We start from the raw sequence: 15,253 nt of genomic DNA on the forward strand, positions 1-15,253 counted from the left end.
AATAAATTCTTAAAATATTGGAATAGAAATTGATACAGTATGAAATAACAATCCAAATTCTCAAATTTTATGAATAAAAACATTTTTGCAGTAGCTATTGCAGCACTAGGATTTGTCATTGGTCTCGGGTTTTTAGGAAATGCTATTAAAAACAGAAATAAATCTGAAAACACCATTTCCGTAACAGGATTAGGAACCAAGCAGTTTACATCGGATCTGATCACCTGGTCCGGAAGTTTTTCCAAAAATAATGTGGACCTGAAATCAGCCTATGATGAGCTGGCCATGGATCGAAAAGTAATCAATGACTATCTGCTTTCAAAAGGAATACAACAGAAGGAGATCGTATTTTCTTCGGTAGATATTCAGAAACAGTTCAGAAGTTATAATGATTCAAACGGAAACTATGTTCAGGGAGAATTCTCCGGATATAATCTTACCCAAAAGGTTTCTATTGAAAGTAAAGAAGTGGGAAAAATAGAAAACCTGTCCAGAAATATTACCGAAATTATCAACCGAGGAATTGAATTCACTTCTTCTTCACCAGCTTATTTCTACACCAAACTGGCTACAGTGAAACAGGAAATGATTGCCAGTGCTACAAAAGATGCAAAAGAACGTGCTGAAAAAATTGCGGAAAACTCGGGAAGCAGTCTGGGAAATCTGAAAAAGGCAACCATGGGTGTAATTCAGATTACGGCACCCAATTCCAATGAAGATTACTCTTACGGTGGAACTTTCAATACTTCATCCAAAGAAAAAGAAGCCAGTATTACCATCAAACTGGAGTATGAAGTAAATTAACATAAATTTCAGTAAAAGAAAAACGCCGGAATAGCTTTCCGGCGTTTTATATTTTAAGCATAAATAATTTTATGAATTTCTTTTTTAGCTTCCTCCACATTTTCAGGAGTGTAGTTAGCAAGCAGCCATAAATTCAAGGATTTTTTTCCTTCGCCATAGCTAGGCTGTACATGATTGGTATCAATCAGGCTGAAATTATTTCTCTGATAAAAAGAATAACGTCTTGAAGCATCTTCACTCAACTCTGCAGGCTCAATTTCGAGGATAATCTGCGGATAATTGTCCGATAAATGATTCATGATATGAGAACCTAATTTTTTACTTCTGAATGCTTCAAACACTTCAAAATGCTCTACAAAAACAAAAGAACTCAGCTTCCACAGGATGAGGTAGCCGATAGCTTCCGATTCGTGGATAACAGACATCAATTCTACATAAGGATTTGAGAATAAGCTATCAAACTGATCTTTATCTCTTTGTTCGTCTACAGGAAAAGTCGTCGAGTAAGAAGTATAGATTTCCTGAACTCTAGGATCTTCTGAAGAAGTAATCGGTAAAAATTCCATAATTTATAAATCAAAGACACTAGGTCTTCTGGTGATGAAAATATCTTTAATCCAGAGGGTAAATGCTAATCCTAAATAGATCAGAAAGAAAAATCCAGCGGTTGCAAAAGTAGAGTAGATGAAGAAAATTCTCAATTTAGAAACAGGAATTCCCAGCTTGGCACCTGTTCTTGTCAGTACACCAAACCATTCTCTTTCCATTTTATGACGGATATTACTCAGCATTTCCAGATTGTTATTTAAGAGTTAATTTAATACTCAAAGTTAAGGAATTTTTTTTACAAAGTTTTTTAATGATATATCCGGTTCAGATCCTGTTATTCTTTTAAAAGTTTGAATCCGATAGCGCAGGATAAACAGTTTTTTGGTTCACAAAAGGTTTTATGATGATAAATAAGACTTTGACTTTCCAGAGTGTTGGTGACCTGTAATCCAAGTTTTTTCCAGCCATTAATGAGGGTATTTTTCTCACCATCAATTGTCTTATAAAGCTCAATGATTTCGTCTGCAATATCTTCCTGATGATATCTGTAATAAGCATATTGTAAAGGAATTATTGTGTTTACAATGAGAAGATCTACAAAATCTTTACTCAATGTTTTAGGCTGTACTTTAGAAATACTTCCGAAATTAAAATGAAAATCCCAATATTCAGAAGCTTTTACGGAGCTGAAAATAGTGTACAGCTGTTCTGCGCTTCTTGCTTCCATGATTTTTGAAAATAAATTCTGCTGCCTGTACAGGTCAGCCAATTGTGATAACCGGATTGTTGGAAAATTCGGTGGTCTCAGTCTTAAAAACTTGGGATGAAATTTTAAATCAGAAATTGAAAATTTTGCCTTAATAAAATCGAATTCTCTTTTCCATATTTTCATTTGTCCGTCCTGTGGTTTCTCAAGCCATCCCGAAATTCCAAATAACAAGGCTTCAAGCTGCAGAGGATTCTGACGTATTTTATTGATAATACTGTAATCTATACTTTCCGCAATCTGCCGGAAAATAGAAGCATTTACTTTTAAACCGAATGAGTAGGCAAAACTGTGAAATAAAACGGCTTCAAAATTATTTTTATATTGATGTAAGCTCTGTTCAAGCTCTGAAGATTTCTCATCCAGTTTTTTCAGGATGCTTTCTTCATGAAAATTGACAGGTAATTTTTTCGGATCAAAAATTTTTTCACAGGCAATAAATTCCTCTCCATCAACCAGTTTTTCATATTTCGAGATGATATTTTCATCAATGTAACTATGCAATTCCAATGTTGGAACTTGCTTTTCTGTAAGTTCACGAATTTCTATGTCGTGCTGGAATACCACATGAAGAATAATATTCCGGTAATTGGGATCCTGGGAATGATTGTGGAAAATCCAGTCTGAAGAGCGTACATGCAGTTCTATATTTCCTGCGAGAAGTAAGCCGTTAATTTTGATTTTAGCATCAAGAAAATCAGGGCCAGCATTTTTATTCCATTTTCCGAAATGGATGATCTCAACGGAATTTCCTTCAATATCCTTGAAGTTAAAATTTTTGAAAACCTTATAGTTCCAAAGATATTGAAGTAATTTTTCCGTCATAAGTGTGACGTAAATATAATAGAAATATTATACTTTCGTCAGCTCCTTATTAAAATTTTCTATGGTTGTTCTATACATTTTCTCATAGATAGGAAGAATGTTTTTCAAATCGAATTTTATTGCCTGATCTTTCGCATTTTGCTTCATTTTGGCTAAAAGTTCATCATTGCTCAACAGCTTGATCGTGTAGTTGCTCATAGCTTCTACATTTCCGATTTCAGCAAGATATCCGGTTTCCCCCTGAATATTCACCTCAGGAATTCCACCTGCATTGGAACTTATAACCGGAGTATATGCTGCCATGGCTTCCAATGCTGCAAGACCGAAACTTTCCTGCTCGGAAGGCAGAAGAAATACATCCGAAAGCTGTAAGATTTTATATAGATCGTTTACCTTTCCTAAAAGGCGGATTTTGGAAATAAGATCGGGATTTTCTTCCAGAAACTGATTTACTTTTTCCATATCGGGGCCTTCACCAATGATAATCAGCTTGGATTTCACTTTTCTTTCCACATTCTTAAAGATCTGCAACACTTCGTCTACACGTTTTACAGGACGAAGGTTGGACACGTGGATCAGGATTTTTTCATCCGGATTGGCAAACTGGGTTCTCTGGCACTCAGAGCAGTCATCAAATTCGGAATTATCAATAAAATTGGTAATCACCTGAATCTCTTTTTTGATATTGAAAAACTGAAGGGTATCTTTTTTCAGACTTTCAGAAACTGAAGTAATAGCATCAGACTGATTGATCGAAAATTCTACTGCGTGTTTATAACTTGGGTGCTGCCCTACAAGGGTAATATCTGTACCGTGTAATGTAGTGACCAACGGAATATCATTATTGTCTTCCTTGAGCATTTGTTTTGCCGTAAAAGCAGCATATGCATAAGGAATGGCATAATGTGCATGAAGAAGATCCAGTTTGTAAAGATTGACAACCCTATAAATCATAGAGCTTAACGCAATATCATAAGGCTGATACTGGAAAAGGGGATACGTCTGAACATTTACCCTGTGAAAGAAAATATTCGGGTTGGTGATATCTAATCTTGCAGGAAGTGCAGAACTGATGAAATGTACTTCATAGCCTTTGTTGGCCAAAGACATTCCTAATTCTGTTGCTACAATTCCGCTTCCTCCATAGGTGGGATAGCAAAGTATGCCTATTTTCATTAGATTATTGTTGTTTTAATTTTGTATTATTTGGTTTTTGTTGAGGTTGTCACATTAAGATCTATACCCATTCCTGGCTTCAACTGATCATTAACCAGTACGGGAAGTTTTCCCCATATTTTTGTTTTTCCATTAAGAGCATCCGCAGTTGCATTCATAGAATCATCATTGTTTTCATAAGAAACAAGAACGGTTGAAACTTTTGAGATGTCAATATCTTTTAATGCATAAGCACTTCCGAAAACATTCAATATAACATTTTGATTTTTGGTAAGATCAGAAAGTACTTTTTTAGATTCTGCTGAGATTTTATATGGCTTATAAGCTGTTGAATTATCCTTATGGAAACCTACGATAACTGTAGAACCAGCTGGAATTGTATTAATTTCTCCTGCTTTTTTAATGATAACATTGTTACCCAATCTGTTGGCAAAAGTCTGATAAGGAGCTTCTTCAAGAGGAACATAATAAGTCTGTTTTCCCGTGAGAGGCAGTAATTTCTTTTCATCCTTTAGTAAAGTCAATGCATTGGAGTAAAGATTCTGTACCAATTGGATATGAGAATCATTATTTAAATCCTTATTGATATTTTCAGGGTTTTTAGGAGTATATTGTGTAAGACCGAGGAAATATTTGGTTAAAAGGATTTTTTTCACACTTTCCTCTACTCTGGATTGTGAAATTTCTCCTTTATCAATAGCTTTCTGGATCAGTTTTTTACCTTCAGAAACACCTTGTGAGAAAAGCATAATGTCATTTCCTGCTTTAAAGGCCATAGCATCCAGTTCGCCCGGTTGGTATTTATTAGCTACAGCGGCCATGTTTAAGGCATCAGTAATGATTAAACCTTTATAGCCCAGCTTTTCTTTCAATAATCCCGTAATAATATTTTTAGAAACAGAAGCAGGAATTCCTTTTCCTGATTCTAAGCTTGGAACATATAAATGAGCCACCATTACGCCGCCGATTCCTTTATTCATCAATGCTTTGAAAGGTGCCAATTCCACGGCGTCAAGCCTTTCAGTAGTGTGAGAAACTACAGGCAGATCAAGGTGGGAGTCTGTGCTGGTATCTCCATGTCCCGGGAAGTGTTTAATTGCAGCTAAGATATTATGATCCTGAAGACCGTTGGAATAGGATAGGGCAGAGCTGATTACATTATTCACTTCGGAGCCAAAGCTTCTGTTCCCTATAATCGGATTATTAGGATTAGTATTGACATCTACCACAGGTGCAAAATCCCAGTTGATACCCATTCTGTGGCAATCTTCTGCAATTTTAGCCGCCATCTGATACACCAGATTTTTATCCTGAATAGCGCCTAATGTCATGGCCCATGGAAATTTGTGAGCGGTAGCAATTCTCTGGTAGATTCCCCATTCAGCATCCATACCAATCATCAAAGGAACTTTAGACTTTTGCTGAAATTCATTGACGAGATTGATTTCTCTTGCGGCATCATCCTGCATTAAGATCAGACCGCCTATTTTATCATTCGTAACAATATTTCTTACCTGGCTGATATACTCTTCCCCTCTGTTGGTATACAATGCCACAATAAAAAGCTGTCCTAGTTTTTCATCCTGAGAAAGATTTTTATATGTTTTATCAACCCATTGCTGTGCTTTTTTTACATCTTCCTTAGAAGCATTTTTTGGCTGATACTGAGCTTTCACTTTAGGGCTTATCAATGCGGCAATAAAGAGTGAAGTATACAATAATTTCTTCATAACTTTTTTGAATAAGAACAAAAATACAATTAAAAAAGTGAGGAAAACAAAGTTTTTGAGATTTTTGGTATATGATTTGAATACGCAATATAAATAATAACTAAACTTTACTAAAAATGAAAAAAATACTTCTTTTCTTATTCCTAGGAGCTGTAGGTTTTACTGCGTATAGCTGTGATAATAGTGATGATACTGTAGTACAAGGAACAGATTATGATACCATAAACCAATCATTTGATATATCTCCTACTTTTACAAGAGTTAACGATAATCTTTACAGATGGAGTGATGATTTTAATAAGCCATTAATACAATCCGATATGGTACTTATCTATATGCAGATTGGAATGGATGGAGATTCTCCTGTATGGAAACTTTTACCATATACTTATTATGTAGGGAATGCCAATAATGACGCTGTAGATTATATTTATGAATTCAGTAAGTATGCTGCTACTATAAATATTAATTCTAGCAATACGTTTAGCTTAACAGCTAATCCATCATACTATCAGAATAAAAAATTCAGAGTTCTTATTCTTCCTGCAAACGGAACAGGAACTGGTGGTGCAAAAATGGCTAAAGGTACTGCTGTAGATTATAATGATTATAAGAGTGTAATCAAATATTATAATATCGACGAGTCTAAAATTAAGACTAAATAATTTAGAAATATCTTTTCAGTTTTTTATAATTAAAAAAGTCCCGGAAGAATATCTTCCGGGGCTTTTGATTTATTATTATAGGTAAGGAAGATATTGACTAATTAAGCTTTTAATATAAGTTTTTTTTTTACTTAATATAATCTTTCCGCCAGATATTCAGAAGGTAATTTTGGGCTTGTATGAGCCGGAAAAGGTTAATAAAAAGCCTCAGAAATTTCCGAGGCTTTTATTATTTTATCTAATTATCATTGTCATCCAGAAGATGTCCAAAGAAATCTTTTTTTGTCTGCAGGTATCCTTTGCTTATTTCATTGGCAGGAATCTGTAGCGGTACTCTTGAATTAAGGTGAATATTGCTGTCTACCACATACTTTACCTTTTCAGGATTATTGGTCAGAAGATTGATATCTTTTACATCCAATAGATTCAGAATTTCAATGGCTACACCAAAGTTTCTGTCATCTGCAGGAAGTCCCAACTCCAGATTGGCCTGTACGGTGTCCAATCCTTTTTCCTGTAGTGAGTAAGCCTTAAGCTTGTTGATGATCCCGATGTTTCTTCCTTCCTGACGAAGGTAAACGATAATTCCACCGTTTTCATGGATATATTTCATTGCAGCATCCAATTGTTGGCCGCATTCACATTTTTTTGAATGGAAAACTTCTCCGGTAATACATTCTGAGTGGAAACGAACATTGACCGGTTTTGAAAAATCTGTATTTTCAGCAACAATGGCCATATGAGGCATCCAGTCGTTTTCGTTTTCGGAGAAAGCTATCATTCGGAAAGTGCCGTGCTCTGTGGGAACATTGGCTTCCGCCTGAATTTTAATCATTGATAGTTCAATTAGTTTTTAACTTCCTGGCAAAGTATCTTCAATAACAGAAATGTTGGTTTTTAAACGAACCAGATATCTGTTAAGCACTTCATCGTCGTCTCTGTCAAGATTTTGCCTTAGCTTTTGAATTTTTTTGTATGATTTTTCGAAGCTTTTAAGGGCCCTGCTCTTTCCTGCAGAATTGCTGGCATCAATAGCGTATAAATAATTCTGAAGACTATATTTCAAGCTGGTAATCTCATCATTTAATCCGTTGTTTTTAAACTTGGGAAAAGTAGAGATCATGTTTGAAATTTCAGAAGCATTGACATTCTGTTTGATATTGATATTAAAATTCTTCTTTGAGCTTCTGTCTGAATCAGACCCTTTAGCATCACTATAAAAATTATTTGACAACGGAGAAAGATTAAGCTTTTCCGTTGCGCAGGAAGATGTTAATATGATAAGTACTCCAAAGAAAAATAGTCGTTTCATTTTTGTTGCCCTTTTTGATAAAGGATTGGGTTAAGACTTTCATCGTTGTACATTTTCATTTGTTTGTACACTTTCATCTTAACGTCACCGTTTTCAATATCAGTAAGCAACTGATCTATAGAAGTTGATAGGTCTTCTTTCTGAGTAAGCAGAACGTCCAGTTTAGCCTGGCAGTTATTTCTGTGTTCCTCAGAAGCGGATTCTCTATTAGCTTCTAACGACATATGATAAACCTTTAATGCAAGAATTGATAGCCTGTCTACTGCCCAAGCGGGAGTTTCCGTATTTATTTTTGCTTCAGGTTTAGGAGTTATATTTTCAAACTTATTAAGAAACCAGCCGTCAATATATTCTACCAGATCAGTTCTTTTCTGATTGGAGGCGTCTATTGTTCTCTTCAGTTGAAGAGCTTCTGCCGGATCAATATTTTCATCTCTAATTATATCTTCCAAATGCCATTGAACGGTATCAATCCAGTTCTTTGCATACAAAATCCGTTCCAAACTATCTTTTTCGAACGGGTTATTAATTAGAGTGTTAACGTCATCAGACACGTGATAGTCTTCAATAGCTTGATTGAAGACTTTCCATGCAGTCTCAGTAAATTTCATTAATTCTAAGGAATTTTAGTTGCTTGAAGAATTATTATTATTGTTGTTTGAAGAAGATTTATTTTCAGCACCTGGCTTGTCTTCTTCTTTCACTGCATCTTTAAATTCCTTGATCCCAGAACCTACTCCTCTCATTAATTCCGGGATTTTCTTTCCTCCAAAAAGTAATACCAAAAGTATTGCTACGATAAGGATGTGCTGCCAAGATAAGGCAAGTATTGTTAGTGTATTCATCTCTTAAAATTTTTGCAAAGTTACACTTTTTTTAATATGAAATCCAACCTAATGGATCAACTGGTGTACTTCCGTTCCATACTTGGAAATCAAGGGTATAAGCACCATCAAAATCCTGAGCTATTGTACCTACCGGAGTTCCTGAGGAAACCTGCTGTCCTTTGGAAACACTTACATTTCCTAAGTTGGAATAAATGGTAAAATAACTGCCGTGTTTAATGATTACAGTCTTTGTTCCGTCATTATTGGCAAGAACCGAAGATACCGATCCCGGGAACACTGATTTTGCACGTGTACCTGAAGGAACGGAAATTTTAATCCCGTTATTTTCTTCAGTAATATTTTTGAAAACCGGGTGTGGCTGTCTTCCGAAACGGTGGGTAATTTGTCCGGCTCTGTCTGCAGGATAACCAAGTCTTCCTCTGCTATCTGCAAAACTGTTTCCAGTAGCGGTGGAAACTCCGTAGCTTGTCATAGCTTTAGTCTCAGCTGCTTTTTTCTCTTCTTCTTTTCTTTTCGTAAGAGCTGCTTCTGCTGCTCTTGCTGCGGTCAATTTATCAGCAGCTTCTTTAGCTCTTGCATTGGCTTCATCAGAGGCCTTTTTAGCAGCTACTCTTCTGGCTTCATCTCTTGCATTGGCTTCTGCCTTTGCTGCTTCTTCATTACGTTTCCTCTCTTCTTCAGCTCTTTTTGCTGCAAGTTCTGCGGCTCTCTTAGCTTCTGCTTCTGCCAGTCTTCTTTCTCTTTCAAGGGCTTCAGCTCTTGCTTTAGCTTCGGCTTCGATTCTTGCTTTTTCTCTTTCAGCAGCTAGTTTTGCTAAACGTATTTTTTCGGCTTCCGCTTTTTTCCTGGCTTCTTCTTCCGCTTTGGCAATTCTGATCTCTTCTGCAATAATAGCTCTGATCTGTCCTTCCAATGCTTTAGACTGAACTTGTTTTTGCTTCAGTTCAGCTGTTAATTTGGATTCATTTTTCTTGAATTCGGCTACTAATTGTTCTTTTTGAGCTCTTTCAGCATTGATGGTTGCCAGGTCTTTTTGTTGGTTTATCAATAGATTTTCCTTCGCTTTTACAGAGTTTTGTTTCTGAGCGATGGTTTTTTTGATGAGATTAGCGGCATCTGTAATTTCAGCTGCTTTTTTATCCTGATAGTCTGAGTATTGTTTCAGATATTGAACTCTTCGTATGGCCTCTCCTAAATTTTTAGCAGAAAGTATAAACGTTACTTTGTTCTGTACACCTTTGTTTTTATAAGCATTCACCAAAACTTCAGCATAGTTTTTTCTTAAAACAGCCAGTTCTTTATTCTGACGGTTAATTTCCAGCTGACGTAAATAGATGTCATCTTCAATAAACCTTTTTTCTTTCTGCGTGTTGTTATAAACCTTTTCTCTTAAAACCAATTTTTGGTTGACATTGGAAAGGTAGGCTACGGAAAGTTTAGATTCACTTCTGGTTTTGGCTAAATCGGTATTTATTTGTGCAATTTGTTTTTTAAGTTCGGCATTCTGCTTTTGCAGCTGTTCTTTGGTCTGCTGTCCCTGGTGCAGTCCGAACATCAAAACACCTATTAAAAAGCTAAATTTTTTAATCATTTAATCTCAATTTTCTTATAACTGGATGGTACAGAATAAGGTGTTTCCATCCTCGAAAAGTCAAATTTCGTATTTTCCATTAAAATCTGACTAGATTTTGAGCCTTTTATAATTATTTTAACATTTTTCGGAAGACGGACGCCTTCGTATTCATTCCAGTCGCTGTAAGAAATATCGAGCTCGTCCGAAGACAGAATATCTTTTAAATTGACATTCAATAAATCATAATTGGTATCGTACTGAAGGGCTATTTTATATTCTCTGTTTTTTTCATCCGTCACAATTTTCTGATTGACGTTAGAAACCATTTTGAATCCTTGTGCATTTTGGGTCAGCGTAAACTGTTTGTCATTTATTTTTACAAAAGTTCTTCCCATTAAGATTTTTTCCAGAGATTTATAATCAATGAAGTTAACATTCAGCAGATTATTAAGATAATCAAAATCAGAATCTATAAAGGTTTTATTGATCTTGTCCTGTCCTTTTATCCCTTCCGGAGTTGCAATACCTCTGGCTGCATTAATGAACAAGGCTCTGAGATTCATCCATACCTTTTTATCATTTTCAATATAGATGGTTGCATCCAGGGTAGGGACATAGCTTCCTGTTTCTACCTTTATTTTACTGTCTATTTTGATCTGCTCGAATTTTGGTGGAATTAATACATGTTCATAGAAAGTAAATTTGTCGCTTACCGGTTCATTTACGTCTTTTGGATCTCCATTATCTTTTGTAGTATTGATGCTGTCCCGTGTATGATCAGTATCGCTTTGAGCAGCATTACGGGTCTTACAGGATGATAAGGTAAGAAGGAATAAAAGAAAAGGGATCCAATTTTTCATGTATTTATCTTTAATTAAAAATACGTTGCAATATTAACGCCAAACCACACAAAATGTTTTGTGTGGCTTGATGATGTGTTGTTTAAGTTAAATATTTTTATTCTTATTTAGATAGAAAATCTAAAACAGAATAGTCACCTAAAGAAATTTCTCTGGAAACCCCGAAATATTGTGCAGAATTACCGATCATAGAATTGGATAGATTTCCATGGTTGATTCTTGTATTTTCCTGGATCAGGGAATTTTCAATATTTGAATTGACAATGATGGTATTGTTTCCTAATGAAACACCAGGTCCTACTTTTGAATTGGATATTTTTACATTTTCTCCAATAAAGCATGGTTGAATGATCAGGGAGTTTTCAATCACAGCAGAAGCAGGAAAATGAGTCATTTCCTCTCTTTCATATTCAAGAATTTTGCTGTTGGTTTCTACGGTAGCATTTTTGTTACCACAATCCATCCAGTCATTTACTTTTCCAAGGGTAAACTTAGCGCCTTTAGCTCTAAGGTTTTCAAGAGCAGTTGTCAATTGATATTCACCACCATTTTTAATATCATTATCCATGATATAATTGATTTCTTCCATTAGCTTTTCAGCGCTGTTGAAATAATAAATACCAATGATAGCAAGATCAGAAACGTAAGTCTTAGGTTTTTCTACAAAGTCGGTAATAAAGCCGTAGTTATCCAATTTTACTACTCCGAAAGCAGATGGGTCTTCAACACTTTTCACCCAGATTACACCATCAGAATTTTTATCCAGTTGGAAGTCTGCACGGAAAAGAGTATCTGCAAAAGCAATAACGATATCTCCCTGCATAGACTGCTCAGCACACTTGATCGCATGAGCTGTACCAAGAGGATCGTTCTGATAATAAATACTTCCCTTTGCTCCCAGCTTTTCAGCAATCTGAATAAGGGATCTTTCGATCTCAGGACCAAAATCTCCGATGATAAAAGCTACCTCTTCAATATTTTCTCCTGCAACTTTAGCAATATCTTCTACCAATCTCTGTACAATAGGTTTTCCAGCAATAGGTATAAGAGGTTTTGGAACTGTCAGTGTATGTGGACGTAATCTGGAACCACGTCCAGCCATAGGGACAATAATTTTCATAAATTATATGTATAAAAGATGTTTTATTAGTTGTTTTTAATATTTAGGTTAAAGATAATAATTAAAACCTTTAACGAAGTATGATTTATATCTTTTTAAATAATTGTTTAAATTAACAATAGGTTGGTGTACAAGCAAAATAAAGACCAAAGTTTAATTCTTTCTGATTCTCGATAAAATCAGGTTTTTCTCAGAATAAATCAAAATTCCGGTAAAGATGAAAAAGAGGAGATTACTCGCTAGAATATTATAGTTGAGATATTTTACAATGATGAAACTAAAAACCCCAAGCAGTATCATAAAGAAAGACATTTTCTTCATTCTGTAAGGAATAGGATAATATTTTTGACCTAAAAGGTAAGAAACAATCATCATAATTATATAAGCTCCAAAAGTAGCCCATGCGGAACCCATCATGCTGTGATAGTAATTTAAAGCAAGAAGATTAAGTCCTATATTGATCCCTGCCCCAAGCCATGAAATAACAGTTCCCATACTGGTTCTGTCCGTTACTTTATACCAGGTTGAAAAGTTATAATAGATTCCGAAGCAAAGGTTGGCAATGACGATAATCGGGATGATATCTATCGCGATCCAATAGGATTTATTAGGAATAAAAACGGCTTTCAGCCAGGATATATTGGCAATGATCCCTAAAGCAACGGCACATGCAAAAAAGGCAAAGTATTCCGCTACGTTGGCATAAGTTTTTTTAGCATCACCTTTATCCATCTGTTTAAAAAAGAATGGCTCAATACCCATTCTGTATGCGGTAACAAATAATGTCATCAGTACAGCAAGTTTATAGCATCCTCCATAAGCGCCTGCTTCTTCGTCTGAAATATGATTTCTCTGTATGGATTTATCAAAATTTTCATTTACCATAAAAGCAAGGCCTGCCAGCATCAGTGGGAAGGAGTATTTGATCATACGCCCGAACAATGAAGTGACAAACTGAAATCTTACCTTTAATATAATGGGAAGTAATAATAAAAAGCCTAAGGCACTTCCAGCCAGATTACTGAAGAACGGATAATCTACATTTTGATCCAGCCCCATACTTCTTGATATGTTTTCCGGAATCCAGAAGAATAATGCGGCTGTAAAAACAGCTTGAAATATAGCCTGAACAACTCTTACTGCAGAATATTTGATGGGTTTATTGTGGAAACGAAGCCATGCAAAAGGGATCACCAATAAATTGTCAAAAAAGGCAATCATAGCAAACCATCTGATGTATTCAGGGTTATCGTGGTATCCCGCATAATCTGCAATAGGCTGATTGAATAAATAACACAATACCAGGAAAATGGTAGAGGTTGAAAATAAAAACCAAAACGAAGTGTTGAACGTTTTTTTCTCGTTATCCTCTTCTGCTGAAAATCTGAAATAGGCTGTTTCAAAACCAAAAGAAAGGATAATATTAACAAATGAAATCCACGCATAAAGTTGAGTGAAAATCGCAAAACCTTCATTGGGAATCTTATAGATCAAAAGTGGATTAAGGATGAATAGAATGATTCTTGGCGCTATTGCTCCTACTCCGTAGATGATGGTCTGTCCTAATAGTTTCTTGTACAAAGCCGAATTTTTTTGCAAATGTAAAACTTTAAGCATTCGTTTTGCGATTTTGGGGTGAATTAAAACTTAAAATCTTAATTTTACAGCGAAATAAATTGAAATGAAAGTTCTTATAAAAAACGTAAATATCGTTAACGAAGGAAAAGTCTTTGAAAGTGATATCCTGATAGAAAATGATTTGATTTCTAAAATAGCTGCCGGCATTTCTGAAGATGCAGATCAGATTATTGATGGCTCAGGAAAGTATCTTCTTCCCGGAGTAATAGATGATCAGGTGCATTTCCGTGAGCCGGGACTTACTCATAAAGGAGACATTGAAAGCGAATCAAGGTCTGCCATAGCTGGAGGAATAACGAGTTTTATCGATCAGCCAAATACTGTTCCCAATGCAGTAACCCAGGAATTATTAGCAGACAAGTATGAAATAGCTTCCCAAAAAGCATATGCCAATTACGGTTTTATGATGGGTGGAACGAATGATAATCTGGAGGAAGTTTTGAAAACAAACCCTAGAAATGTTCCGGGAATCAAGTTATTTTTAGGTTCGTCTACAGGAAATATGCTTGTGGATAATCCGGAAACGCTGGAAAATATTTTCAGTAATACTAAAATGCTGATTGCTGTGCACTGTGAAGATGAAGCTACCATCAAAGCCAATACACAGAAATATATGGATGAGTATGGGGACGATATTCCTGTAAAATTCCATCATTTGATCAGAAGTGAAGAAGCGTGTTATAAGTCTTCATCCAAAGCCATTGAGCTTGCAAAAAAAACAGGAGCGAGACTTCACGTTTTCCATCTTTCAACAGCAAAGGAAATGGAGCTTTTCCGAAATGATGTTCCTTTAAAAGATAAAAAAATCACTGCTGAGGTATGTGTTCATCACCTTACGTTTACCAACGAAGATTATGAAACAAGAGGTGGCCTCATCAAATGGAATCCTGCTGTAAAAACCCAGAAAGATAAAGATGCTCTTTGGGAAGCATTACTGGACGACAGAATAGACGTGATTGCTACAGATCACGCTCCGCATACGGCAGAAGAGAAGAATAACGTATACACAAAATGTCCTTCTGGAGCACCTTTGGTACAGCATTCATTGATTGTAATGCTTGAAAACTATAAAAACGGTAAAATATCTCTTGAGAAAATTGTTGAAAAGATGGCTCATAATCCGGCAATCCTTTTCAAAGTTGAAAAAAGAGGTTTTGTGAGAGAAGGGTATAAAGCTGATCTTGTTTTAGTAGATTTAAACCAGGACTGGACGGTTTCCAAAGACAATTTACTGTACAAATGTGGCTGGAGTCCATTGGAAGGGATGAATTTTCACTCTAAAGTTACCCATACTTTTGTCAATGGTCATTTGGTGTATGACAATGGTACAATTGCAGAAGAGAAATTTGGAGAGAGATTGCTTTTTGAACCTAGAGATTAATCAGTA

At 35.6% G+C, this 15,253-nt stretch carries 16 protein-coding genes; 3 read left to right on the top strand and 13 right to left on the bottom strand.

The genetic code is table 11. The features are described from left to right. The first annotated feature begins 69 nt into the window (after positions 1 to 69). Positions 70 to 804 (top strand): SIMPL domain-containing protein, encoded by a 735-nt coding sequence (locus tag PZ898_RS17905; protein WP_076596918.1) that lies wholly within the window; start codon positions 70 to 72, stop codon positions 802 to 804. A gap of 53 nt (positions 805 to 857) precedes the next feature. Here PZ898_RS17905 and PZ898_RS17910 read toward each other — a convergent pair whose 3' ends face one another. The 5 genes from PZ898_RS17910 to PZ898_RS17930 all read right to left on the bottom strand — a co-directional run bounded on the left by PZ898_RS17910 (position 858) and on the right by PZ898_RS17930 (position 5,850). Then, entirely contained in the window at positions 858 to 1,370 is a 513-nt protein-coding gene (locus tag PZ898_RS17910) for a GNAT family N-acetyltransferase (protein WP_216443360.1), read from the bottom strand. A gap of 3 nt (positions 1,371 to 1,373) precedes the next feature. Next, on the bottom strand, positions 1,374 to 1,595 hold the full coding sequence (locus PZ898_RS17915) for a PspC family transcriptional regulator (RefSeq protein ID WP_034695702.1): 222 nt from the start codon (positions 1,593 to 1,595) through the stop codon (positions 1,374 to 1,376). A 92-nt stretch (positions 1,596 to 1,687) separates the two neighbouring features. Then, the gene (locus PZ898_RS17920; RefSeq protein ID WP_062672279.1) at positions 1,688 to 2,944 is read right to left on the bottom strand and encodes a DUF2851 family protein; all 1,257 of its coding nucleotides are present in this window, start codon (positions 2,942 to 2,944) and stop codon (positions 1,688 to 1,690) included. A 27-nt stretch (positions 2,945 to 2,971) separates the two neighbouring features. Further along, positions 2,972 to 4,120 (bottom strand): N-acetyl-alpha-D-glucosaminyl L-malate synthase BshA, encoded by a 1,149-nt coding sequence (gene bshA, locus PZ898_RS17925; protein ID WP_034695707.1) that lies wholly within the window; start codon positions 4,118 to 4,120, stop codon positions 2,972 to 2,974. A gap of 26 nt (positions 4,121 to 4,146) precedes the next feature. Then, the gene (locus PZ898_RS17930; RefSeq protein WP_216443358.1) at positions 4,147 to 5,850 is read right to left on the bottom strand and encodes a glycoside hydrolase family 3 N-terminal domain-containing protein; all 1,704 of its coding nucleotides are present in this window, start codon (positions 5,848 to 5,850) and stop codon (positions 4,147 to 4,149) included. A gap of 116 nt (positions 5,851 to 5,966) precedes the next feature. Here PZ898_RS17930 and PZ898_RS17935 point away from each other — a divergent pair, with 116 nt between their 5' ends. After that, positions 5,967 to 6,515, top strand: a complete 549-nt coding sequence (locus PZ898_RS17935; RefSeq protein WP_120233639.1) for a hypothetical protein — start codon at positions 5,967 to 5,969, stop codon at positions 6,513 to 6,515. A 238-nt stretch (positions 6,516 to 6,753) separates the two neighbouring features. Here the strand turns inward: PZ898_RS17935 and ribA are convergent, their stop codons facing one another. The 8 genes from ribA to PZ898_RS17975 form a co-directional block, all read right to left on the bottom strand. Then, positions 6,754 to 7,350, bottom strand: coding sequence for a GTP cyclohydrolase II (ribA, locus tag PZ898_RS17940; protein ID WP_062672273.1), 597 nt, complete (start codon positions 7,348 to 7,350; stop codon positions 6,754 to 6,756). 18 nt (positions 7,351 to 7,368) lie between these two features. Beyond that, positions 7,369 to 7,827 carry a hypothetical protein gene (locus PZ898_RS17945; RefSeq protein ID WP_079240316.1) on the bottom strand — a complete coding sequence of 153 codons (459 nt, stop codon included), beginning with the start codon at positions 7,825 to 7,827 and terminating at the stop codon, positions 7,369 to 7,371. After that, a complete protein-coding gene (locus PZ898_RS17950; protein ID WP_062672269.1) occupies positions 7,824 to 8,438 on the bottom strand; it encodes a DUF4254 domain-containing protein in 615 nt (204 codons plus the stop codon). The genes PZ898_RS17945 and PZ898_RS17950 overlap by 4 nt, the downstream gene beginning before the upstream one ends. 15 nt (positions 8,439 to 8,453) lie before the next feature. Beyond that, positions 8,454 to 8,672: a twin-arginine translocase TatA/TatE family subunit gene (locus PZ898_RS17955; RefSeq protein WP_062672268.1), complete on the bottom strand. Its 219-nt coding sequence runs from the start codon at positions 8,670 to 8,672 to the stop codon at positions 8,454 to 8,456. Positions 8,673 to 8,703: 31 nt separating this feature from the next. Continuing rightward, entirely contained in the window at positions 8,704 to 10,266 is a 1,563-nt protein-coding gene (locus tag PZ898_RS17960) for a peptidoglycan DD-metalloendopeptidase family protein (RefSeq protein WP_120233638.1), read from the bottom strand. Further along, positions 10,263 to 11,108 carry a DUF4292 domain-containing protein gene (locus PZ898_RS17965; RefSeq protein ID WP_062672264.1) on the bottom strand — a complete coding sequence of 282 codons (846 nt, stop codon included), beginning with the start codon at positions 11,106 to 11,108 and terminating at the stop codon, positions 10,263 to 10,265. The genes PZ898_RS17960 and PZ898_RS17965 overlap by 4 nt, the downstream gene beginning before the upstream one ends. A 103-nt stretch (positions 11,109 to 11,211) precedes the next feature. Further along, positions 11,212 to 12,228 carry a sugar phosphate nucleotidyltransferase gene (locus tag PZ898_RS17970; RefSeq protein WP_062672261.1) on the bottom strand — a complete coding sequence of 339 codons (1,017 nt, stop codon included), beginning with the start codon at positions 12,226 to 12,228 and terminating at the stop codon, positions 11,212 to 11,214. A gap of 153 nt (positions 12,229 to 12,381) precedes the next feature. Then, entirely contained in the window at positions 12,382 to 13,809 is a 1,428-nt protein-coding gene (locus tag PZ898_RS17975; RefSeq protein ID WP_228432465.1) for an oligosaccharide flippase family protein, read from the bottom strand. Between the two features lie 100 nt (positions 13,810 to 13,909). Here PZ898_RS17975 and PZ898_RS17980 point away from each other — a divergent pair, with 100 nt between their 5' ends. Further along, positions 13,910 to 15,247, top strand: a complete 1,338-nt coding sequence (locus tag PZ898_RS17980) for a dihydroorotase (RefSeq protein WP_277693885.1) — start codon at positions 13,910 to 13,912, stop codon at positions 15,245 to 15,247. Positions 15,248 to 15,253: the final 6 nt, after the last annotated feature.

Source organism: Chryseobacterium sp. WX (genome assembly GCF_029542485.1).
Taxonomy (GTDB): Bacteria; Bacteroidota; Bacteroidia; order Flavobacteriales; family Weeksellaceae; genus Chryseobacterium; species Chryseobacterium cucumeris.